This window comes from Amycolatopsis sp. NPDC051106 (assembly GCF_040682775.1).
Taxonomy (GTDB): domain Bacteria; phylum Actinomycetota; class Actinomycetes; order Mycobacteriales; family Pseudonocardiaceae; genus Amycolatopsis.
The window spans coordinates 26,169-47,638 of sequence record NZ_JBFBBQ010000056.1; the positions used below are offsets into that span (position 1 = coordinate 26,169).

Sequence of the window (21,470 nt, forward strand, 5' to 3'; positions counted from 1 at the left end):
GTCCCCCGAGACCGTGAATGGCCGACAATTTTTACCCCGTTCGGACCATTCCCCCTTGCACGACTCGGGTGTATTCGACGTGCCGTCGAAACCGCTGGGGAGGCACACGAATGGCCGAACGGACGACGACGCCGTCGTTCCCCGGGGCCGCCGCACTGCGGCAGACCGGACGGCTCTACGGGCTCGGCCTCGACGTCGTCCGGCTGACGTTCCGCCGCCCGTTCCAGGTGCGTGAGCTGATCCAGCAGTTCTGGTTCGTCGCGAGCGTCTCGATCCTGCCGACGGCGCTGGTCTCCATCCCGTTCGGCGCGGTGATCGCGCTGCACATCGGGTCGCTGACCACGCAGATCGGCGCGCAGTCCTTCACCGGCGCGGCCAGCGTGCTCGCGATCATCCAGCAGGCCAGCCCGATCGTCACCGCGCTGCTCATCGCCGGCGCCGGCGGCAGCGCCATGTGCGCCGACCTCGGCTCGCGCACCATCCGCGAAGAGATCGACGCCATGGAGGTCCTCGGCGTCTCGCCCGTCCAGCGGCTGATCGTGCCGAGGGTGCTCGCCGCCATGGGTGTCGCGGTCTTCCTCAACGGCATGGTGAGCGTCGTCGGCGTGCTCGGCGGCTACTTCTTCAACGTGATCATGCAGCACGGGACACCGGGGGCGTACCTGGCCAGCTTCTCGGCCTTGGCGCAGCTGCCCGACCTGTGGATCAGCGAGATCAAGGCGGTCATCTTCGGCTTCGTCGCCGGCGTGGTCGCCGCCTACCGGGGGCTGAACCCCAAGGGCGGCCCGAAGGGCGTCGGCGACGCCGTCAACCAGTCCGTGGTCATCACGTTCCTGCTGCTGTTCGTGCTGAACCTCGTGCTCACCACCGTCTACCTGCAACTCGTGCCGCCCAAGGGGAGCTGATCGTGACGACCACGGAAGTCCCCAAGGCCGCGCGCGTGCGCGAAGCCGTCGACCGCCGGTTCGGGTTCCTCGACACCCTCGGCGACCAGATCCTGTTCTTCCTCCGCGCGATCGCGTGGACGCCGCGGGCCCTGCGCCGCTACCTGCGCGAGGTCGTCCGCCTGCTGGCCGAAGTCAGCTTCGGCAGCGGCGCCCTCGCCGTCATCGGCGGCACGATCGGCGTGATGATCGGGATGACCGTCGCCACCGGCACGGTCGTCGGCCTGCAGGGCTACTCCGCGCTCAACCAGGTCGGGACGTCGGCGTTCGCCGGGTTCGTGTCCGCCTACTTCAACACCCGCGAGATCGCCCCGCTCGTCTCCGGCCTCGCCCTCTCCGCCACCGTCGGCTGCGGCTTCACCGCGCAGCTCGGCGCGATGCGGATCTCCGAGGAGATCGACGCCCTGGAGGTCATGGGCATCCCCAGCGTCCCGTACCTGGTGACGACGCGGGTGATCGCCGGTTTCCTCGCCGTCATCCCGCTCTACGCGATCGGCCTGCTGTCGAGCTACCTCGCGTCGCGGCAGGTCACCGTGTGGTTCTTCGGCCAGTCCGCGGGCACCTACGACCACTACTTCCTGCTGTTCCTCCCGCCCGGCGACGTGCTGTGGTCGTTCGGGAAGGTGCTCGTCTTCAGCGTCGTCGTGGTGCTGGCCCACTGTTACTACGGCTTCCGCGCGAGCGGCGGCCCGGCCGGCGTCGGCGTGGCGGTCGGGCGCGCGGTGCGCACGGCGATCGTCGCGATCAGCATCATCGACTTCTTCCTGAGCCTGGCCATCTGGGGTGCGACGACCACCGTGCAGGTGGCCGGATGAGACGGGAGACCCGCCGCAAGGCCGGGATCCGCACCGCGGGCGTGCTGTTCCTGGTGGTCATGGGCGTGCTCGTGACGCTCTCGATCAAGGTGTACGACAAGGACTTCGTCGCCACCGTCCCGGTGACGCTCAAGGCGGACCGCATCGGCAACCAGCTCTCCCCGGGCGGGCAGGTCAAGGCCCGCGGCGTGCTCGTCGGCGAGATCCGCGAGGTCCGGGCGACTCCGCAGGGCGCCGAGATAGCGCTTGCCCTCGAGCCGGGCAAAGTGGACATGCTGCCCCGCAACGTTTCCGCGTTGCTCGTGCCCAAGACGCTCTTCGGCGAGCGGTACGTCCAGCTGTCCATCCCGGACGGTGCCCGCGCCCCGCACCTGACCGCGGGCGACACGATCGCCCAGGACCGCTCGGCCAACGCGATCGAGCTGGAACGCGTCTTCGACAACCTCCTGCCGCTGCTCAAGGCCGTCCAGCCGCAGAAGCTCGCGACGACGCTGACCGCGGTGTCGACGGCGCTGCAGGGCCGCGGCGAACAGCTGGGACAGACGATCGGCACCGCGGCGGACTACCTGAAGGACTTCACCCCCGACCTGCCGACCTTGACCCAGGACATCCGTGACCTGGCCACGGTTTCGCACCTCTACGGCGACATCGCCCCGGACCTGCTCGACGCGCTCACCTCCTCGGCCGTCACGCTGAACACGGTCAAGGACAAGCAGGCCGACCTCGCCGGGGTCTACCAGCAGGTGACGTCGTCGTCCCAGGAGGTCACGAACTTCCTGCGGAACAACCGGGACAACCTCATCGCCCTGGCCGCCGACAGTCGCGCGCCGCTCGAAATCGCCGCGAAGTACTCCCCCAGCTTCGCCTGCACCATCAGTTCGCTGAGCGCCCTGAAGGACTCCATGGACAAGGTCCTCGGCGTCGAACGGAAAGAACCGGGGCTGCACGCCGAGGTCTCCGTGACCGCCGACAGCGGCAAGTACCTGCCCGGCCGGGACGACCCGCGCTTCACCGGCGGCGGCGAACCGCGCTGCTACCCCTCCGGCGTCGCCCCGACCACCGGCACCGCCGCCGCGACCCCCGGCAGCACCGGCCACCCGCTCCTCACCGGCGGCCAGGGCGACCTCGGCGTCGCGAACTCGCCGCAGGAGGAACAGCTGCTGGCCACGCTGGTCGCGCCGTCGATCGGCGTGCCGGCCGCGCAGGTCCCGGAGTGGAGCAGCGTGCTCGTCGGGCCGCTCTACCGCGGCACGGAGGTGAAGCTCAAGTGAGGAACATCGCCTCCCCGCTCATCAAGAGCCTGATCTTCATCGTCGTCACCGCCCTCGCGACGACGCTGCTGGCCGTGTCCATCACGAACTCCGGCGTCGGCGCGGGCGAGCACTACACGGCGAAGTTCCTCGACGCCACTTCGCTCAACGCCGGGGACGACGTGCGCATCTCCGGCGTCCGCGTCGGCCAGGTCGAGTCACTGGAGATCAGCGACCACAACCGGGCGCTCGTCGGGTTCTCCCTCGAGCAGGGCCGCCGGCTGCCCGCCGACGTCCACGCGGTCATCAAGTACCGCAACATGGTGGGCCAGCGGTACATCGCGCTCGAGCGCGGGACCACCGGCACCCGGGACCAGCTGCCCGAGGGCGGCGAGATCCCCCTCGACCGCACGACCCCCGCCCTGGACCTCACCGACCTGTTCAACGGCTTCAAGCCGCTGTTCCAGGCGCTGTCGCCGAACGACGTCAACGAGCTCTCCGGCGAGATCGTCCAGGTGCTGCAGGGGGAAGGCGGCACCGTCGAAAGCCTGCTGGCCCACACCGGTTCGCTGACCACCACCCTCGCCGGGCGCGACAAGGTGATCGGCGAGGTGATCGGCAACCTCAACTCCGTGCTCAAGACCGTCAACGGCAAGGGTGACGCCCTGGCGAACCTGGTCTCCACGCTGCGGCAGCTGGTGTCCGGGCTGGCCGGCGACCGCGCCGCGATCGGCGACGCGATCGGCGGGATCGGCGACCTGACGCAGTCGACCGCGGGCCTGTTCGAGCAGGCGCGCCCGCCGCTGAAGGAGAGCATCGCCGGGCTGCAGGAGGTGGCGGGCACGCTGGCGCAGAAGCAGTCCGATGTGGACAGTTTCCTGACGAACCTCCCGGTCAAGTTCACCGAAATCGGCCGGGTCGCTTCCTACGGGACGTGGATGAACTTCTTCCTCTGCCGCGCCACGCTCCAGACCACGCCCCCGCGCGGGGTCTACGTCCCGACGGCGAGGTGCGACTCGTGAAGTCGTTCAAGGAGCGCAACCCGATCGCCCTCGGCGTGGTCGGCAGCGTCGCGCTGGCCGCGCTCCTCACCGTCACGTTCAACTACGACAACCTGCCGATCGTCGGCGGCGGCACCACCTACCAGGCCGAGTTCTCCGAGGCCGCCGGCCTGCAGCCGGACGACGAGGTCCGGATCGCCGGCATCAAGGTCGGCGCCGTCCGCGACGTCGAGCTGGCCGACGACCACGTCCTCGTGTCGTTCCGGGTCAAGGACGCGTGGATCGGCGACCGCACGACCGCCGACATCAAGATCAAGACGTTGCTGGGCCGCAAGTTCCTCTCGCTGAACCCGACCGGCGACGGCGTGCAGGACCCGGACCGGCCGATCCCGCGCACCCGGACCGTCACGCCCTACGACGTCACCGACGCGTTCAACGGCCTGGCCGACACGGTCGGCGCGATCGACACGAAACAGCTCGCGGACAGCTTCACCACGCTGTCCGACACCTTCCGCAACTCCCCCGAGCACGTCCGCAGCGCGCTCGACGGCCTGTCGCAGCTGTCCAAGACGGTCTCCAGCCGCGACGGCCAGATCGCCGAGCTGCTGGCCAACGCGCGGAAGCTGACCACGACGCTGGCGAACTCGAACGACGACTTCGAGAAGCTGATCGACGACGGCAACCTGCTGCTGACCGAGCTGAACCGCCGCCGCGACGCGATCCACGACCTGCTCACCGGCTCGGCGCGGCTGGCCGACCAGCTCCGCGGCCTCATCGCGGAGAACTCCGACCCGCTCAAGAAGGCGCTGCAGTCGCTGTCGCAGGTGACCGACCTGCTGAAGAAGCAGAACGACAACCTCACCCGGGGCCTGCAGCTGGCCGGGCCGTACTTCCGCGTCGTCACCAACACCACCGGCAACGGCCGCTGGATCGACGCCTACCTCTGCGGCCTGCTGCCGGAGAACCACGACCCCTGCACCGCGCCGGGAGGCACCAAGTGAGCGCGCTGACCACCACCCGCGCCGGGGTCCTGACCACCCGCTTCGTCGCCGCCGCGATCCTGCTCGCGCTGGTTGTGACGGCCGCCCTCTGGTGGGTGTTCTCCGGATCGGGCCAGCACCACGTCACGGCGTTCTTCTCCCGCGCGGTCGGCGTCTACTCCGGCTCCGACGTCCGCGTGCTCGGCGTCCGCGTCGGCCAGGTCGACGCGGTCACCCCGCGGGGCGAGCAGGTGCAGGTGGACATGACCGTCGACGGCTCGGTCGGCATCGCCGAGGACACCACCGTGCTGGTGATCGCCCCCAGCGTCGTCGCCGACCGCTACGTCCAGTTCGCCAAGCTCGCCCGCGGCCGCCCGCGGCTGAAGGACGGCGCGTCGATCCCGGTCCAGCGGACCGCGACCCCGGTGGAGCTCGACCAGCTCTACGCCAGCCTCGACACGCTGTCGAAGGCCCTCGGCCCGAACGGCGCGAACTCCCAGGGCGCGCTGTCGGACCTGCTCAAGACCGGGGCGCAGAACCTGCAGGGCAACGGGCAGGCGTTCAACGACAGCGTCCGCAACTTCGCCCAGCTCGCCCGCACCCTGGCCGGCAACTCGGGTGACCTGTTCGGCACCGTCGACGAGCTGCAGCGGTTCACGACCATGCTCGCCACCAACGACCAGCAGGTGAGCGGGGTCAACCAGCAGCTGTCGCAGATCTCCGGCACCCTGGCCGCCAACAGCGGCGAGCTGGCCCACGCCCTCGACAGCCTCGGCCAGGCGCTCGGCGACGTCCAGGCGTTCATCCGCGACAACCGCGGCGCAATCAAGTCCAATGTGGACAATCTGGTGACGACGACGCGGACGCTCGTCGAGCAGCGCCAGTCGCTGGCCGAGACGCTCGACGGCGTGCCGCTGGCGGTGTCGAACGTCCTCAACGCGATCGACCCGGCGACCGGGCGGCTGAGGGGCCGCGACAACGTCCTCGAGTACTACCCGGCGTTGCCGCTGCCGGCCACCGGCGACGTCTACACGAACGGCGGTGGGCGGTGAAGCGGATCCTCACGGCCGTGACCATCGGGTGCCTGGCCCTCGCGGGGTGCTCGGGCGGCGAGTTCAAGGGCGTCTACGACCTGCCGCTGCCCGGCGGCGCCGACCTCGGCGACCACCCGTACGCGGTGACCGCGCAGTTCGCCGACGTCCTCGACCTCGTGCCGCAGGCGGCCGTCAAGGTCGGCGACGTCCCGGTCGGGCGGGTGCGGGAGATCCGGCTGGGCGCCGACGGGTGGACGGCCGAAGCCGTGCTGGACGTCAACGGCGACGTCGTGCTGCCGGCCGGAGCGCTCGCGCGGCTGCGCCAGTCCAGCCTCCTCGGCGAGAAGTTCGTCGAGCTCGCCCCACCGGACGGCGAAGCGCAGAACGCGGGCGGTGCGCGGCTGGTGAACGGCGCCACGATCCCCCTGGCGCGCACCAACCGCAACCCCGAGTTCGAAGAGATCTTCGGCGCCCTTTCGCTGCTGCTCAACGGCGGCGGGATCGGCCAGCTGCAGACGATCAACCGCGAGCTGTCGAAGGTGATGGACGGCAACGAGGCGCAGATCCGCTCGTTCCTGTCCGGGGTGAACACCCTGATGACCGACCTGGACGCGCACCGGTCGGACATCACCGAAGCGCTGGACGGGCTCAACCGGCTGTCCTCAACGCTCGCGAACCGCCACGAGCAGGTGTCCGGTGCGCTGACCGACCTGACGCCCGGCCTGCAGGCGCTGTCCGACCAGCGCACCCAGCTCGTCTCGATGCTGCAGGCGCTGGACCGCCTCTCCACGGTGGCCACCGACGTCGTCGACCGCAGCCGCGACGACATGGTGGCGGACCTGCGCGCGCTCGCGCCGATCCTGGGCCAGCTGGCCGACGCGGGGGCCGACCTGCCGAAGTCGCTGCAGATGCTGCCGACGTTCCCGTTCCCCGACTCCGTGCTCCCGGCGATCAAGGGCGACTACGTCAACGCGTACGCGTCGATGATCCCGGCGCCCGGCGTGCCCCTGCCCGCGCCCGGCGAGGGTGTGCCGCCGGGCCTGCCGCCGCTCCCGATTCCCTCGGGAGGCCAGTGATGCTGACGCGCAGAGTGCGGATCCAGGTCGTGCTGTTCATCGTGATCGCCCTGGGCACGACGGCGTTCGTGGGGGCGAACTACGCCGGGCTCGGCCGGCTCTTCGGTTCGGGCAGCTACACGGTGAAGCTGGAACTGGCCGAGGGCGGCGGCCTGTTCACGAACGGCGAGGTGACCTACCGAGGCGTCGCCGTCGGCCGGGTCGGCGAGCTGCGGCTCACCGTCACCGGGACCGAGGCCGACCTGCTGATCGACGACGGCGCGCCGCCCATCCCGGCGGACTCCCGCGCGGTGGTGGCGAACCGGTCGGCCGTCGGCGAGCAGTACGTCGACCTGCAGCCGCGCACGGCCGACGCGCCGTACCTCGAAGCGGGCTCGGTCATCCGGCGCGAGTCGACGACGCTGCCGCTGCCGGTGAACGACCTGCTGACGGACCTCGACTCGTTCACCGCGTCGGTGCCGACGCAGGACCTGCGCACGGTGGTCGACGAGCTCGACGACGCACTGCGCGGCGCCGGCCCGGACCTGCAGACGCTGCTGGACTCGGCGACAACGTTCACGCACGAGGCAAGCGCGAACCTGCCGCAGACGTCGAAGCTGATCAACGACGGGGCGACGGTGCTGCGGACGCAGGTCGGCTCGTCGTCGGAGTGGCGCTCGTTCAGCAGCAACGCCCGGGTGTTCGCCCAGCAGCTCGCCCGCTCCGACGGCGACCTGCGGCGGCTGATCGCGACCGCGCCCCCGGCGGCGACGGAGCTTTCGGCGCTGCTGAAGGAAAACGACCCCGGGCTGCCGATCCTGCTGGCCAACCTGCTGACGACGGCCCGGGTGTTCGGCACCCGCACCGCGGCGGAGGAGTCGCTGCTGGCGAACATGCCGCGCGCGGTGGCGGGCGTGGGGTCGGCGCTGAACCCCCGCGGCGACGCGCTGCGGATGGCGCTGGTGCTGAACTTCGACAACCCGCCGCCGTGCGTCCAGGGCTACGAGGCGACGCAGCACCGGCCGAGCGACGATCTTTCGCCCCTGCCGCTCAACACCGGCGCGGCCTGCACGCTGCCGTACGGGAACGAGAGCTCGGTGCGCGGCGTGCAGAACGCACCGCACCCGCCGGTGCCGGAGCCGGCGGTGCCGGGCGGGCTGACCGGACTCGACGGGCAGGCGACGTCGACGAGCCTCGAGGAGATGCTGTGGCTGCGCTGAAGCACGGTGCGGTGGCGGTCGCGGCGGCCGCGGCCGTGTTCGCGGGCTGGTCGGGCTATTCGTGGTACGCGGCGTCGCACGACGCGTCGCTGACGTACGGAGTGGCGCGCGACGAGGCGCTGGCGAGCGGCCGGACGCTGGTGGCGGAGCTGAGCAGCCTCGACTACCACGACGTGAACGGCGGGCTGGGCAAGTGGCTGGCGGCGTCGACGGGCCCGCTGCACGACCAGCTGGCCCGCACGGACCCGAAGACGAAGGAAACCCTGGCGGCGAACGCGACGGTGGCGACGGGCCGGGTCCTGGACGCGGCGCTGAGCGAGCTGGACGAGCACGCGGGCACGGCGAAGATGCTGGCTTCGGTGGAGATCACGATGGCGAAGGACGGAACGGCCCCGGCGGTGAAGCGCAACCGCTTCGCGGCAGCGCTGTCACGGACGGCGGATGGGTGGAAGTTGAGCGCGCTGGACCAGCTGCCGGTGGGTGCCCGATGAGCCGCGCGAGGGTGGTCGAGGTGCGGGCCGAGGAGACTCCGGCAGAGGTGGAGGCCCGGGACGGCTTGCGCGAGGGCGAGGCCGAGGTCAGTTCGCCCGCCACCGGGCCCGGCGACAGCCCACCCTCGGCCGAGGCCGAGGTCAGCTCACCCGCAACCGAGACCGGCCACGTTCCCGGAGCCGAGCCTCAGGCAACCGCCGAGCCGGCCGCGATCGCCGAGACCGAGTCCATCGAGTCCACTGAACCGCCGGGCGAGTTCGCCGGTTCGCCAGAGAGCCGCGCGACCGAGGCCGAGCCGGCCGAAGCCACCGAAGGCGAAGCCGAGGCCGACCAGGCAACCGAAGCCGAACCGCCCGAGGCCGCCGACAGCGACCCGGCCGAAGCCGAAGCGGAGCCCGAACCCGCCAAGCCCCGCCCCGCCTGGCTCCGCCTCCCCGCCCTCCTGCTCACCGCCGCCCTGGTCCTCACCGGCGCCGGCGTCTGGTTCACCCTCGAAGCCCACTCCGCCGCCGGCAACCCCGCCGCCGCGAACCTGGCGCTCACCGATGTCGGCGCCACCGCCGACGTCACCTCGGCCGTCACCCTCGCGATGAACCGGATCTTCTCCTATTCCTACGACAAGACCGACGTCACCGAAAAGGCCGCCGCCGCCGTGCTGCGGGGGTCCGCGAAGGATTCCTACGACAAACTCTTCGCCCAGGTCCGGAAGAAGGCACCCGAGCAGAAACTCGTGCTCACTTCGCGCGTTTCCGCGATCGCCGTGCAAGACCTCCGGAATGGTCACGCGCGGTTACTCGTCTTTCTCGATCAATCAGCCGTCCGAGCCGACAACAATGCGATCGACAGCGCCGCTGCACAGCTTTCCGTAACCGCGGAACGCACGGGTGACGGCTGGGTCGTCACCGCACTCGAACCCCGCTGAAAGCAAGCTGAACAACGAGTACTTCACCGTTTCCGGGAGCACCCGGAAACGCTCGGGAAACGCAAAAGGAGGACAACCATGTCCGTGGCAACGCAGCTGAGGAGAATGGCCGTGCTCACGTCGGCGGCGGCCGTCGTGCTGACCGGGGTCGCGGTGACCCCGGCCTCGGCCGACGTCATCCCGATCCCCGTGTCCTACAAGGTGACCGGCAGCACCACGGTGAAGAAGACCGGCAGCGCCATGAAACTCGGCCCCGGCTCGCTCAAGGGCAACCTGCTGATCGACGACCAGACCGGCTCGATCGGGCTCAGCGCGGACCTGGCGCTGCCGCCTTCCCAGGCCGACATCTCCCTGCTCTCGGGCGTCTTCCGGATCAAGGCCAAGGTCAAGGTGACCCCGCTCGGCCCGGCCACCGGCACGATCTCCGACGGCAACCTCGTCACCAAGGCCAAGGCCAACATGGAGATCTACGACATCTGGGCCGGCCCGATCATCCCGATCTTCCCGCTGCCGACCGTGCCGGGCAGCTGCAAGACGAAGACCCCGCTCGACCTGACGCTGTCCGCGCAGGACATCGACATCACCGCGCCGGCCATCACGGTGACCGGCACGTACACGATCCCCGAGTTCAGCAACTGCTTCGTCGCCGACATCGCTCTCGGCGCCCTGGTTTCGGGGCCGGGCAACACGATTTCGCTCGACCTGGCCAGCGACGCCACCTGAGTGACCGCGGGTGGCGGGCCGCGGCCCGCCACCCGCCGGCGTCAGCAGGGCGCAGCCGGATCTTCCTTCAGCGCGAAGCTGTCGTTGTCCCCGGCCGAGATCGCGTAAACCGGTCCGCACCAGGGGAAATAGGACTCTCCGACGAAGTTCGAACCCCAGGTCACCACCGAGCCGTCGGTCTTGACGGCGATGTTGTGGTTGAACCCGGCGTCGATCCCCGCGACGTCGGACAGCGCCTCCGGCGGCACCTCGATCTGGTGGAAGTTGTCGCGGCCCCAGGCGTAGACCTGGCCGTTCTTCAGCGCCAGGCTGTGGTTGAACCCGGCGGACACCGCCGTGACACCCGAAGAAAGCCCGGCCGGCACCGTCGTCTGCCCGTAGGTGTTGCTCCCCCAGGCCAGCACGCCGCCGTTCTTGAGCGCCAGGTTGTGGTCGCCACCCGCGGAAATCGCGGTCACGCCGGACTGGGCGGCCGCCGGCACGTCGGTCCGCGTCCCCCAGCTCACCACCAGCCCGCCCTGCTTGAGCGCCAGGCTGTGCATGTTGGACGTCGAGATCGCGAGCACGCCACTGGACACCGACGCGGGCAGCGTGGTCTGGCCGTACCAGTTGTTCCCCCAGGCCAGGACCTTGCCGCTCTTGAGGGCCAGCTCGTGCCCCCAGCCCGACGCGATCTGGCTGACCCCGGACGTCGCCGCGGCGGGGATTTCGTTGGCGCCCCAGTTGTTCGCGCCCCACGCGAGGACCGCGCCGCCCTTCAGCGCGAGCGCGGTGGTGCTCCCCGCCGACACGGCGGTGACGCCGGAAAGCGCGCCCGGCGGCGGGATCGTGACGTCGTAGTCCGGCTTGCCCCAGGCGATCACGCCGCCGACGGTGGCCGCGGACGCCGGCTGCGCGAACACCGATGCGGCCATCGCCGCCGTCACCGCGAATGCGGCGCCCTTCAGTGATACCCGTCCACAACGGGAAGTACCCGGCACGGTAGCCTCATTTCTCCGGTTTAGTTATCGGGGATTGCTCCGGCAAGATCACAAATGGTAGACCGTGCCGAACGGCGCTTCGGCGCGGCGGCCGTTCTTTGTCACAATACGCCAAATCCGGTCGTGCACCTTCGCTGCCGCGCACAAGAAACCGATACCTTCCCACGCCACCTCACCCACGCCGGTGCGAAGTCTTGTTCCTTACTGAACTGGCGAGTAGCCTCGATTCCGGCAGATGGACCTCCACCTCGCACGCCGATGAATCGCGACCCGCCGCCCGGGGCAATGGGGACGGTGAACGCGATGGGGGCTCACGGCGGCGAGCAATCGATCAGCCAAAGCCGAGACTGAACTGAATCAAAGGAGATGACAGGTATGTCCCGACTCAGCAGGCTGTCCGCCGGTTTCGCCACCACCGCGACCGCCATCGGCGCCATCGCGGTGCTGACCGCGGGTACCGCGGCCGCGGCCACCACCACCTACACCGCCGGGGGCACGGCGGGCATCACCTACAACTGCACCTTCCCCGGCATCTCGCCGCAGCCGGTCGCCATCGGCGCGCACCTGGACGCGCCGGACGTCGTCCCGGCCGGCACCACCGTCACGCCCACCAACGTCGGCGGTAGCGCGACGATCAGCGCGACCGTCCACTCGCTGCTGACCGCGGTCGGCTACGACGGCATCCGGGGCAAGGCGACGGTGCCGGTCACGGCGTCGGCGGGCACGCTGTCGCAGCCGTCGGCCTCCGGGCTGGACATCCCGGAGGTGATCTACCCGACCGGCGGGCCGATCACGGTGGTCATCTCGCAGGACGCGGGGTCCAGCATCCCGAACTGGACCGCGCCGGCCGCCGCGGGCAGTGCCACCCTGTCGCTGACGAGCGGGCTGTCGGCGAACCTGGAGTTCCACAAGAAGTCGACCAACACCTGGTCGCCGTGGACGATGAACTGCACCCTCAAGGTGACCAGCCCGGCGCAGAACACCGCGTTCAGCCCGAGCATCACCGTTTCCTGACCGGGTTTCCCGGTGCGGGCGCCCGCCCGCACCGGGACCACCCCGCCGCTTCCGCACGCACCCAGGGAAACCGATGCCACTTCGAGTCCGGCCCCGCACCCTCACGATCTCCGCGCTGGCGGCCGTCGGCCTGCTCTCCGCGGTGAACGGCGCGCTGACGGGGGTCGGCTCGGCCGCCCCCGCGCCCGCGGTCCCACCGGACGCGAAGGCCACGGCGTCGGTTTCGGTGACCTGCCCGTTCGCGGACCCGCTCGGCGCGCGGAAGCTCACGGCCGAGACGGCGGCGACGCTGCCCTCGCAGGCGAAGACCGGGACGTCGGCCAAGCTCGGCGCGTTCTCGGCGAAGCTCACGCTCCCCCGCGACATCGCGCTCTCCTACCTGCCGGAAGGCACCACCACCGGGTCACTGCGCGGCGGCGTGCACATCGCCCTGGCCGTGCACCAGGGCGACCGCGCGGACCAGGTGCCGGTCGACCTGACCGTGCCCGCCACACCGCTGCCGGAGACCGGCGACGTCACGCTGACGGCCACCGGCACCGTGCCGGAGATCGCCCTGAACACCGTCGGCGCCGTCACGTTCGACGTCACCGCGCCGACGCTGGCCCTCGACGCCGTGCCGCCGCCGGACACCGCGGTCACGCAGCCGGCCCCGCAGGTCGCGTGCGCCCTCGACCCCGAGCAGCAGACGACGCTGGGCAAGATCATGGTCCTGCCGAAGACGGTGCCGGGCACGAAGCAGAAGCAGCAGCAGGTGGCGGCCGCCGCCGAGCCCGGCCCGGGCGACCCGCCGACCGAAGACGAGTTCGCGGTGCCGCTGAGCCTGGTCACGATCCTGACGAAGTCGACGGTCAAGAAGCTCGGCGCGACCGTCGCGGCCGACCCCGCGTTCCTGTTCAACGGCCTGTTCATCCTCAACCTGGTCGACGGCACTTCGCGGGTCACCGGGTCGACCACCTTCAACCCGGCGACGACCTCGTTCCTCGGCTTCGGGTTCGTGCCGGTGACCGCGACCGTCGAGTTCTTGCCCGTCGACTACCGGAACAGCAAGGTCATCGAGATCGCCGGCAAGATCACCACGGACCCGGACACCGGGGCCACCTTCCTGGACACGACGCTGCAGGTGATGGCGCGGCTGAGCAACGCGAAGGTCAACGGCGTCCCGCTCGACCTCGGCCCCGACTGCGTGACGAAGGAAAGAGTGACCCTCACGCTGAACGGCCCGTACGAAGCGTTCGGCGTCGGGCACATCCGGACCGACGAGAAGACGGGCTTCAAGCTCCCCGAGTTCACCGGCTGCGGCGCGGGCGGCCAGGACCTGAACCCGCTGCTGTCCGGGATGAGCTCGGGCGAGGGCAACCAGGCCTTCGTCGACACCTACAACCTCATCGTGTGCACCGAACCGGACCACACCCAGTGCCCGCCGGGCTCCGACGGACCCCCGCCCGAGGCGGCGGCGAAGAAGGCGGCGGCGGTCAAGCACCCGAACTGAGAGGCACGTGTAGATATGCGCACCCGCCTGACCTTGGCTCTCGCCATCGCGATCGCCGTCACCGGAGTGGCCGGGCCCGCCCGCGCGAGCACGCTGTTCCAGTCCGGCTCGTTCGGCTACACCTGCACGTTCCCGGGTCAGTCCGTGCAGCCGGTGACCGTCACGGAGGAGTTCACCGGCCCGGACACGGCCGCGCCCGGCGCGGTGTTCACCCTCACGAACTTGTCGGGAAGCGTCACGCTGTCCGACGGCGCGCTCGCCGCCCTGACCGCCGCCGGGTACGACGGCACGTCCGCCGGCGCGAGCGCCATGATCGTCACGCCCACGAACGCGACCGCCACCGGGACCGGCACGCTCGGCCTGGTGCAGCAGGCGACCTGGGGCACCGGCCCGGCGACGATCACCTTCCGCGGCGGGCGGCAGCCGTTCACGGCGGGAACGTCCGGGGAGATCACGTTCCGCCGGACGAAGGCACTCGCCCTGCAGCTGTCCCTGCACCGCCTGCCGGGCAGCACCGCCCCGACCGGCGTGAGCCTCACCTGCACCCAGCCGGACGGCCAGGTCGCGGCCTTCACCCCCGCCCTGCCGATCGGATGAGCTGCTTCGGCTGCGCGCCTTGCTCGAAGGATTCCCTTGCGCACCGGAGCAAGCGCTAGCTGGACGTCCACTGTGGACGCGAAACCCCCGCCCGCTGAGCCGGCAGCAGCTCACTGACCGGGTACCGCAACGGCAACGGTGCCGCGCCCGCGCGCAGGGCCAGCTCCATCTCGAAGCGCGACGCCGGGTCGCGGAGGCTGTCGCCGAACGTGGCCTGGAGCTGTCTCATGCGGTAGCGGACCGTCTGGGGGTGGACACCCAGCCGCTCTGCGATCTCCACCACGTTGCCCTGGCTGTCGAGCCACGCCCGCAGCGTCTCCAGCAACCGCTCCTGCTGCTTGCCCGTCATGTCCGCCAGCGGCGCGAACAGGCGGTGCCGCAGCGTGCCGACCAGGCCCGTGTCGGAGTTGACCAGCAACGTCGCCAGGTGCTCCTCGGCGCGCAGCACCGGGCGCGGCATCAGCACCCCGCGCTCGGCCAGCTGGAGGGCGTTGCGGGCCCACCGCAGGGAATCCGCGACCGACGCCAGCGGGACGCACGGGCCGATCGAGAGCCGGCAGTCCGGCAGGGCCACCTGCAGCGTCGCCAGCCGGGCGCCGCTGAGCTCGCCCGGGACCACCAGCTTCGGGTCGGGTGTGTCGAGCTCGGCGAGGATGTCCGCGTCCAGCCCGGCGTGGCGGCGGGCCGGGGCCACGCCGTCGGCCGGGCAGACCGCCACCGGCGTCGCGTCGGTCGGCACCGGCCAGCCGATCAGCTGGGCCAGCTCGGCGATCGCCTTCGGGGACGCGGGCGGCGTCTCGAGGATGAGGTGCAGCAGCTTGCGGCGCCACGTGTCGAGCGCGCCCGCCGTGCGCGCCTTCGCCTCCAGGTAGCCGTCGAGCGCGACCGAGGCCAGCTCGTCCATGAACGCCAGCATCGCGTCGGCCAGCTGGGACATCACCGCCGACGAAAGCCCGCTCCGGCGCCCGACGCGCATGATCCGCCGCCACGACACCCGCGCGCCGACCCGGTACGCCGACTGCAGCGTGTCGAGGCTGCGGCCTTCGCGCATTTCGTTCTGCCCCAGCCGGTGGTGCACCTCGTGGGACTGCTCCTTGGACACCGTCGGGTCGGCGATCTGCGCGACGAACAACGTGATCGCGTACTCGACGCCGGCGCGGATCGACTTGCCGTAAGGGCCGTCGAGCGGGCGCGCGTAGGCCGGGATGGTCGCGCGGATCTCGTCGACGATCTCGGCTGCGAGGCTGGCCAGCTCGGGCCGCAGGATGTCGGCGAGTTTGCGAGGCAGTGCGGCGGGCGGCGGCGCAGCGTGATCGAATCCGCGCTCCACCGACATCGCAGCTCCTTCGCTCCGCCCCGGGACCCCGGCCCGCGCACCCCGCCTGGCGCGGGGTGACACCGGACACATCGAAAAACTAGTCCCGAACGTGTCACACCTTCGAAGGGAAACCGATTTCTTGTCATCTTCGTGACAAGTTCACGAGGTCGGACTGCGGAACGCTGACAACCACCCCGCCGACTGCTCACGATTGTACGTACGAACGGGCGAACCCGGAACCGGCGCGCACGCCGTGCCGGACGCTTGTATCGTGTGGTTGATACAAGCGAGGAGGTCCGGACATGCCGTGGGACAACGTGCTCGCCGTCGCGCTCTTCACCGGGTTGATCGGCCTGGCGATCCTGATCGTGCTCTGGCCGGGCGAAAAGCACGGGAAACGCTTGCTCGAACGCTGGGGCGTGCCGGAGCCGGACGCCGCCGAGGTGGCGCTCGCCGTCCGGTACCTCAAGCGGCGCCGGCTCTGGTACCCGTGGCTCTACCTGGCGATCCCGCCCGTGCTCGACGACACCGGGCCCGGCTCGATCATCACGACGCTGCTGGTCGGCGGCTTGATCGCCGAACTCCTGGCCCAGCGGCCGTCTCGCACCGCGCGCCGCGAAGCCGTGCTGGCCCCGCGAACACTGCGCGACACCGTCCCGGTCTGGGCGCTGGTGCTGAGCGGCCTGGCGTCGGCGGCCGCGATCGTGCGCCTGGCCTGGACCGCGCAGTGGACGCTGCTGGCGGCGGCCGTCGGCACCACGGCGGTCTGCTGGGTGATCACGGCCCTGGCGGTGCGCCGCCCGGCGGCCGGGGAGCCGCGGGCCGACCTGGCCCTGCGCCGCCGCAGCGGGCGCGTCGCGATCGGGCTGGGGATCGCCGCCTGCGCGGCGATCGGCTGGCCGGCCGGGAACTTCGGGTCGCTGCTGGCGGTCGTCGCCGGCCTGGCCGCGTTCCTGGCGGTGACCGCACCGGTGAAACGGCAGCCGGCCCCGGCGTGAAGATCGTCGTCGACACCGAAACCGGCCTGGCGCCCTGGCGGCAGGTGCACGACCAGATCGTCCGCGCGGTGACGGCGGGGGCGCTCCCGGACGGGACGCGCCTGCCGCCGATCCGCCAGCTGGCCCGGGACCTGGGACTGGCGTCCGGAACGGTGGCCCGCGCGTACCGTGAGCTGGAGACGGCGGGCTGGGTGATGACGGCCCGCGCGCGCGGCACGGTCGTCACGACCCCCGCGAACCGCCCGGACCCGACGGCGCTGCTCCTCACCGCGGCGATCGAGTTCGCCACCCGTGCCCAGGACCTCGGCGCGGACGTGGAAGCGGCGGTGACCGCGGTCCGCGCGGCCTACGAGCCCGGCCAAGGTCCGTGAAACCCGCTCAGCGGTGGTCGAGGAGGCGGCCGATCGCGGCCAGGACCGGTTCCAGCACCTCGACCTGGCGGGACGTGCCCACGCACTCGGTGATCCCCGCGCCCACGACCTCGTACCCGGCCAGGGCGTCCAGCTCGGACACCAGCCGCTCGATCGGCCAGCCGTCCGGCTCGGGGTAGTGGAGGCCCGCGAATTCCGCGGGATCCAGCACGTCCAGATCCACGTGGACGTACAGCTTCTCCACGCCCACCAAGGCATCCACCGACGTGACCGCCAGCCCCCGCGCGATCGCCGCCCGTTCCTCCGGGTCGAACACGCGCGTCCCGGCGAGGGCCACGTTGCCGGGAGTCAGCGCCGGGGCGGCCGCGAACTCCGGGTCGCCCTCGCCGAACAGCGACCGCAGCACCATGCCGTGGAACGCGCCCGACGGGGACGACTCCGCCGTGTTCAGGTCGGCGTGCGCGTCGAACCACGCGACGCCCAGGCCCGGGCCGTGCCGGAAGCGGGCCACCCCGATCGGCACCAGCTCGACCCCGCAGTCGCCGCCGACCGTCAGGACCGGGCCGCCCGGGGCCTCCAGCGCCGCCAGCTGCGCCGCGCGGTTCGGGCCGGTCAGCACGGCCCGCGAAGCGATCCCACGGTCCACTTCGGACACTTCCCGCGTCTGCCGGACGTGGTGCACGGGCCGGCCGAGCACGTGCCCGGCCAGCTCCGCGAGCGCCAGGCAGCCGTCCGGCAGCTCCGCCGCTCGCGGTCCGACCGCACCCTGCCGCTGGGGCACCGCGTTGATCAGCATCCGGCGATGCTAGCGGTCACTCCAGGACGAGCAGAAGATCTCCGCCCTCGACCTGCTGGACGTTCGTGATCGCCAGCCGGCCGACCTTGCCCCCGGCGGACGCGGTGATCGACGCCTCCATCTTCATGGCCTCGATCGTCGCGACCGTGGCTCCGGCCTCGACCGTGTCGCCCTCGGCCACCTGCAGCGTGACGACGCCGGCGAACGGCGCCGCGACCTGCTTCGGGTTGCCCTTGTCCGCCTTCTCGGTCGCCGGGATGTCCGACGCGATCGACCGGTCGCGGATCTGGATCGGCCGCAGCTGGCCGTTGAGCGTCGACATCACCGTGCGCACGCCGCGCTCGTCGGCCTCGCCGATCGCCTCCAGCTCGATGAGCAGCCGCACGCCCGGCTCGAGGTCGACCTGGTACTCCTCCCCCGGCCGCAGCCCGTAGAAGAAGTCCTTGCTCGGCAGCACGGACGTGTCGCCGTACGCCTCGCGGTGCGCCTCGAACTCCTTGGTGGGCGCCGGGAACAGCAGGCGGTTGAGCGTCCGGCGGGGGTTCTCGGAAAGCGCCGTACGGTCCTCTTCGGACAGTTCCGCGACCGGCTTCGCCGCCGCCCGACCTTCGAGGGCCTTGGTGCGGAACGGCTCCGGCCAGCCGCCCGGCGGGTCGCCGAGCTCGCCACGCAGGAAGCCGATGACCGAGTCGGGGATGTCGAACTTGTTCGGCTCCGCCTCGAAGTCGGCCGGGGAGACGCCCGCGCCGACCAGGTGCAGCGCGAGGTCGCCGACGACCTTCGACGACGGCGTCACCTTCACCAGGTGCCCGAGGATCTTGTCGGCCGCCGCGTACATCGCCTCGATGTCCTCGAAGCGGTCGCCCAGGCCCAGCGCGATGGCCTGCGTGCGCAGGTTCGACAGCTGCCCGCCGGGGATCTCGTGGTGGTAGACGCGCCCGGTCGGCGACGCCAGCCCGGCCTCGAACGGCGCGTAGATCTTGCGCACGCTCTCCCAGTACGGCTCCAGGTCGCCGACCGCGTCCAGGTCGAGCCCGGTGGTGCGGTCGGAGTGGTCGGTGGCCGCCACGATCGACGACAGCGACGGCTGCGACGTCGTGCCCGCCATCGACGACACCGCGCCGTCCACGGCGTCCGCGCCCGCGTTGATCGCCGCGAGGTAGGTGGCCAGCTGGCCGCCCGCGGTGTCGTGGGTGTGGATGTGCACCGGCAGGTCGAACTCCTTGCGCAGCGCGGTGACCAGCCGGGTCGCCGCGGGCGCGCGCAGCAGCCCGGCCATGTCCTTGATCGCCAGGACGTGCGCCCCGGCGCCGACGATCTGCTCGGCCAGCTTGAGGTAGTAGTCGAGCGTGTAGAGCTTCTCGCCCGGGTCCGACAGGTCCGAGGTGTAGCAGAGCGCCACCTCCGCGACGGCGGAGCCGGTCTCGCGCACGGCTTCGATGGCCGGGCGCATCTGCTCGACGTCGTTGAGGGCGTCGAAGATCCGGAAGATGTCGATGCCGGTCTTCGTCGCCTCCTGGACGAACGCGTGCGTCACCTCGGTCGGATAAGGCGTGTACCCGACGGTGTTGCGCCCGCGCAGCAGCATCTGGAGGCAGATGTTCGGCACGGCTTCGCGCAGCGCGGCCAGCCGCTCCCACGGGTCCTCGGCGAGGAACCGCAGCGCGACGTCGTAGGTCGCGCCGCCCCAGCACTCCAGCGACAGCAGCTGCGGCAGCGTGTTCGCGACGACCGGCGCGACCGCGAGGAGGTCCTTCGTGCGGACGCGGGTGGCGAGCAGCGACTGGTGCGCGTCGCGGAACGTCGTGTCCGTGACGCCGATGTGCGGCGACTTCCGCAGCCACTCCGCGAACCCGCCCGGGCCGAGCTCGACGAGCTTCTGCTTCGACCCCGGGGCCGGCTGGGCGTCCTTGGGGAGCTTCGGCAGCTTCAGCGTCGCGTCCGGGGTCTTCGGGCGCTCGCCGTTCGGCTTGTTGACCGTCTGGTCGGCGAGGTAGGTCAGCAGGCGCGTGCCGCGGTCGGCGGACTGCCGCGCGGTGAGCAGCTGCGGGCGCTCCTCGATGAACGACGTCGTGACGCGCCCGGCGCGGAAGTCCTCGTCGTCGAGAACCGCCTGCAGGAACGGGATGTTCGTGGCGACCCCGCGGATCCGGAACTCGGCGACGGCGCGGCGCGCGCGGCCGACGGCGGTCTTGAAGTCGCGCCCGCGGCAGGTGAGCTTCACCAGCAGCGAGTCGAAGTGGGCGCTGATCTCGGTGCCGGAGAAGGCGGTGCCGCCGTCGAGCCGGATGCCCGAGCCGCCCGGGGAGCGGTAGGCGGAGATCATCCCGGTGTCCGGGCGGAAGCCGTTGGCCGGGTCTTCGGTGGTGATGCGGCACTGGAGCGCCGCGCCGCGCAGGTAGATCTTGTCCTGGCTCAGGCCGAGGTCGTCCAGGGTCTCGCCGGAGGCGATCCGGAGCTGCGACTGCACGAGGTCGACGTCGGTGACCTCTTCGGTGACCGTGTGCTCGACCTGGATGCGCGGGTTCATCTCGATGAAGACGTGGTTGCCCTGCTTGTCGAGCAGGAACTCGACGGTGCCGGCGTTGCGGTAGCCGATCTGCTTCGCGAACTTCACTGCGTCCGCGCAGATCCGGTCGCGCAGCTCGGGGTCGAGGTTCGGCGCCGGGGCGAGCTCGACGACCTTCTGGTGGCGCCGCTGCACCGAGCAGTCGCGCTCGTAGAGGTGGATGATGTTGCCCGCGCCGTCGGCGAGGATCTGCACCTCGATGTGCCGCGGCTCGACGACGGCCTTCTCGAGGAAGACGGTCGGGTCACCGAAGGCGGACTCGGCCTCGCGCGCGGCGGCCTCGATGGACTCGCGCAGCTGGGCGGGGTCCTCGACGCGGCGCATCCCGCGGCCGCCACCGCCGGCGACGGCCTTCACGAAGACGGGGAAGCCCAGGTCGCCGGCCGCCGCGACCAGCGCGTCGACGTCACTGGAGGGCTCGGACGACCCGAGCACCGGCACGCCGGCCTCCCGCGCGGCCTTGACCGCACGTGCCTTGTTGCCGGTGAGCTCGAGGATGTCGGCGCTCGGCCCGACGAAGGTGATGCCCGCTTCTTCGCACGCGCGCGCGAGATCGGGGTTCTCGGAGAGGAAGCCGTAGCCGGGGTAGACGGCGTCGGCCCCGGCCTTCTTCGCCGCGCTGACGATCTCGTCCACCGAGAGGTAGGCCCGCACGGGGTGACCGGGTTCGCCGATCTCGTACGCCTCGTCGGCCTTCAGCCGGTGCAGCGAGTTGCGGTCTTCGTGGGGGAACACGGCGACCGTGCCCGCGCCCAGTTCGAAGCCGGCGCGGAACGCGCGGATGGCGATCTCGCCGCGGTTGGCCACCAGCACCTTGCGGAACATGCCCGGTCCTTCCCGTATGGATCGGTAAGTCAACGCACGTTACCCGGTTCTTCCCGCTCTGCGGGAGTTCAGTACCA

Annotated in this window: 20 protein-coding genes; 16 read left to right on the plus strand and 4 right to left on the minus strand. The window is 71.2% G+C overall.

Going from position 1 to position 21,470, the window contains the following annotated elements; translation table 11 throughout:
- Positions 1-110 precede the first annotated feature (110 nt).
- The 11 genes from AB0M83_RS32785 (at position 111) to AB0M83_RS32835 (ending at position 10,436) form a co-directional block, all read left to right on the plus strand.
- Complete coding sequence (locus tag AB0M83_RS32785; RefSeq protein WP_364522865.1) at positions 111-905, plus strand: ABC transporter permease; 795 nt, start codon at positions 111-113, stop codon at positions 903-905.
- Positions 906-907: 2 nt separating this feature from the next.
- Positions 908-1,759 (plus strand): ABC transporter permease, encoded by an 852-nt coding sequence (locus AB0M83_RS32790; protein ID WP_364522867.1) that lies wholly within the window; start codon positions 908-910, stop codon positions 1,757-1,759.
- On the plus strand, positions 1,756-3,030 hold the full coding sequence (locus tag AB0M83_RS32795; protein WP_364522869.1) for an MCE family protein: 1,275 nt from the start codon (positions 1,756-1,758) through the stop codon (positions 3,028-3,030). Before AB0M83_RS32790 ends, AB0M83_RS32795 begins: the two co-directional genes overlap by 4 nt.
- Positions 3,027-4,031 (plus strand): MCE family protein, encoded by a 1,005-nt coding sequence (locus tag AB0M83_RS32800; RefSeq protein ID WP_364522870.1) that lies wholly within the window; start codon positions 3,027-3,029, stop codon positions 4,029-4,031. Before AB0M83_RS32795 ends, AB0M83_RS32800 begins: the two co-directional genes overlap by 4 nt.
- The gene (locus AB0M83_RS32805) at positions 4,028-5,011 is read left to right on the plus strand and encodes an MCE family protein (RefSeq protein WP_364522872.1); all 984 of its coding nucleotides are present in this window, start codon (positions 4,028-4,030) and stop codon (positions 5,009-5,011) included. Before AB0M83_RS32800 ends, AB0M83_RS32805 begins: the two co-directional genes overlap by 4 nt.
- Entirely contained in the window at positions 5,008-6,042 is a 1,035-nt protein-coding gene (locus tag AB0M83_RS32810; RefSeq protein WP_364522874.1) for an MCE family protein, read from the plus strand. Before AB0M83_RS32805 ends, AB0M83_RS32810 begins: the two co-directional genes overlap by 4 nt.
- Positions 6,039-7,100: an MCE family protein gene (locus AB0M83_RS32815; protein WP_364522876.1), complete on the plus strand. Its 1,062-nt coding sequence runs from the start codon at positions 6,039-6,041 to the stop codon at positions 7,098-7,100. The genes AB0M83_RS32810 and AB0M83_RS32815 overlap by 4 nt, the downstream gene beginning before the upstream one ends.
- Complete coding sequence (locus tag AB0M83_RS32820; protein WP_364522878.1) at positions 7,100-8,299, plus strand: MlaD family protein; 1,200 nt, start codon at positions 7,100-7,102, stop codon at positions 8,297-8,299. The genes AB0M83_RS32815 and AB0M83_RS32820 overlap by 1 nt, the downstream gene beginning before the upstream one ends.
- Complete coding sequence (locus tag AB0M83_RS32825) at positions 8,287-8,790, plus strand: hypothetical protein (protein ID WP_364522880.1); 504 nt, start codon at positions 8,287-8,289, stop codon at positions 8,788-8,790. The genes AB0M83_RS32820 and AB0M83_RS32825 overlap by 13 nt, the downstream gene beginning before the upstream one ends.
- Positions 8,787-9,713, plus strand: coding sequence for a hypothetical protein (locus tag AB0M83_RS32830; protein WP_364522882.1), 927 nt, complete (start codon positions 8,787-8,789; stop codon positions 9,711-9,713). The genes AB0M83_RS32825 and AB0M83_RS32830 overlap by 4 nt, the downstream gene beginning before the upstream one ends.
- Positions 9,714-9,791: 78 nt before the next feature.
- Positions 9,792-10,436 carry a hypothetical protein gene (locus tag AB0M83_RS32835; RefSeq protein WP_364522884.1) on the plus strand — a complete coding sequence of 215 codons (645 nt, stop codon included), beginning with the start codon at positions 9,792-9,794 and terminating at the stop codon, positions 10,434-10,436.
- A 41-nt stretch (positions 10,437-10,477) separates the two neighbouring features.
- Here the strand turns inward: AB0M83_RS32835 and AB0M83_RS32840 are convergent, their stop codons facing one another.
- Entirely contained in the window at positions 10,478-11,350 is an 873-nt protein-coding gene (locus AB0M83_RS32840) for a hypothetical protein (RefSeq protein ID WP_364522886.1), read from the minus strand.
- Between the two features lie 441 nt (positions 11,351-11,791).
- On the opposite strand from AB0M83_RS32840, the gene AB0M83_RS32845 reads away from it, so the two are divergent.
- The 3 genes from AB0M83_RS32845 (at position 11,792) to AB0M83_RS32855 (ending at position 14,516) form a co-directional block, all read left to right on the plus strand.
- On the plus strand, positions 11,792-12,430 hold the full coding sequence (locus AB0M83_RS32845) for a DUF6801 domain-containing protein (RefSeq protein WP_364522888.1): 639 nt from the start codon (positions 11,792-11,794) through the stop codon (positions 12,428-12,430).
- 73 nt (positions 12,431-12,503) lie between these two features.
- Positions 12,504-13,919: a DUF6801 domain-containing protein gene (locus AB0M83_RS32850; RefSeq protein ID WP_364522890.1), complete on the plus strand. Its 1,416-nt coding sequence runs from the start codon at positions 12,504-12,506 to the stop codon at positions 13,917-13,919.
- A gap of 15 nt (positions 13,920-13,934) precedes the next feature.
- Complete coding sequence (locus AB0M83_RS32855; RefSeq protein ID WP_364522892.1) at positions 13,935-14,516, plus strand: DUF6801 domain-containing protein; 582 nt, start codon at positions 13,935-13,937, stop codon at positions 14,514-14,516.
- A 55-nt stretch (positions 14,517-14,571) separates the two neighbouring features.
- On the opposite strand, the gene AB0M83_RS32860 is transcribed toward AB0M83_RS32855, so the two are convergent.
- Positions 14,572-15,852, minus strand: coding sequence for a helix-turn-helix domain-containing protein (locus AB0M83_RS32860; protein WP_364522894.1), 1,281 nt, complete (start codon positions 15,850-15,852; stop codon positions 14,572-14,574).
- A gap of 284 nt (positions 15,853-16,136) precedes the next feature.
- On the opposite strand from AB0M83_RS32860, the gene AB0M83_RS32865 reads away from it, so the two are divergent.
- Both AB0M83_RS32865 and AB0M83_RS32870 read left to right on the plus strand, forming a co-directional pair.
- Positions 16,137-16,832 (plus strand): hypothetical protein, encoded by a 696-nt coding sequence (locus tag AB0M83_RS32865; protein WP_364522896.1) that lies wholly within the window; start codon positions 16,137-16,139, stop codon positions 16,830-16,832.
- A complete protein-coding gene (locus AB0M83_RS32870; RefSeq protein ID WP_364522898.1) occupies positions 16,829-17,203 on the plus strand; it encodes a GntR family transcriptional regulator in 375 nt (124 codons plus the stop codon). Before AB0M83_RS32865 ends, AB0M83_RS32870 begins: the two co-directional genes overlap by 4 nt.
- A gap of 7 nt (positions 17,204-17,210) precedes the next feature.
- Here the strand turns inward: AB0M83_RS32870 and AB0M83_RS32875 are convergent, their stop codons facing one another.
- Positions 17,211-17,999 (minus strand): arginase family protein, encoded by a 789-nt coding sequence (locus AB0M83_RS32875; protein ID WP_364522900.1) that lies wholly within the window; start codon positions 17,997-17,999, stop codon positions 17,211-17,213.
- 16 nt (positions 18,000-18,015) lie between these two features.
- Entirely contained in the window at positions 18,016-21,393 is a 3,378-nt protein-coding gene (locus tag AB0M83_RS32880; protein WP_364522902.1) for a pyruvate carboxylase, read from the minus strand.
- Between the last annotated feature and the right edge of the window lie 77 nt (positions 21,394-21,470).

Coding starts and splice junctions, on each gene's coding strand:
- AB0M83_RS32785 (WP_364522865.1), top strand. CDS start 111: ATGGCCGAACGGACGACGACGCCGTCGTTCCCCGGGGCCGCCGCACTG.
- AB0M83_RS32795 (WP_364522869.1), top strand. CDS start 1,756: ATGAGACGGGAGACCCGCCGCAAGGCCGGGATCCGCACCGCGGGCGTG.
- AB0M83_RS32820 (WP_364522878.1), top strand. CDS start 7,100: ATGCTGACGCGCAGAGTGCGGATCCAGGTCGTGCTGTTCATCGTGATC.
- AB0M83_RS32830 (WP_364522882.1), top strand. CDS start 8,787: ATGAGCCGCGCGAGGGTGGTCGAGGTGCGGGCCGAGGAGACTCCGGCA.
- AB0M83_RS32835 (WP_364522884.1), top strand. CDS start 9,792: ATGTCCGTGGCAACGCAGCTGAGGAGAATGGCCGTGCTCACGTCGGCG.
- AB0M83_RS32840 (WP_364522886.1), bottom strand. CDS start 11,350: ATGGCCGCATCGGTGTTCGCGCAGCCGGCGTCCGCGGCCACCGTCGGC.
- AB0M83_RS32845 (WP_364522888.1), top strand. CDS start 11,792: ATGTCCCGACTCAGCAGGCTGTCCGCCGGTTTCGCCACCACCGCGACC.
- AB0M83_RS32850 (WP_364522890.1), top strand. CDS start 12,504: ATGCCACTTCGAGTCCGGCCCCGCACCCTCACGATCTCCGCGCTGGCG.
- AB0M83_RS32855 (WP_364522892.1), top strand. CDS start 13,935: ATGCGCACCCGCCTGACCTTGGCTCTCGCCATCGCGATCGCCGTCACC.
- AB0M83_RS32860 (WP_364522894.1), bottom strand. CDS start 15,852: ATGTCGGTGGAGCGCGGATTCGATCACGCTGCGCCGCCGCCCGCCGCA.
- AB0M83_RS32865 (WP_364522896.1), top strand. CDS start 16,137: ATGCCGTGGGACAACGTGCTCGCCGTCGCGCTCTTCACCGGGTTGATC.
- AB0M83_RS32875 (WP_364522900.1), bottom strand. CDS start 17,999: ATGCTGATCAACGCGGTGCCCCAGCGGCAGGGTGCGGTCGGACCGCGA.
- AB0M83_RS32880 (WP_364522902.1), bottom strand. CDS start 21,393: ATGTTCCGCAAGGTGCTGGTGGCCAACCGCGGCGAGATCGCCATCCGC.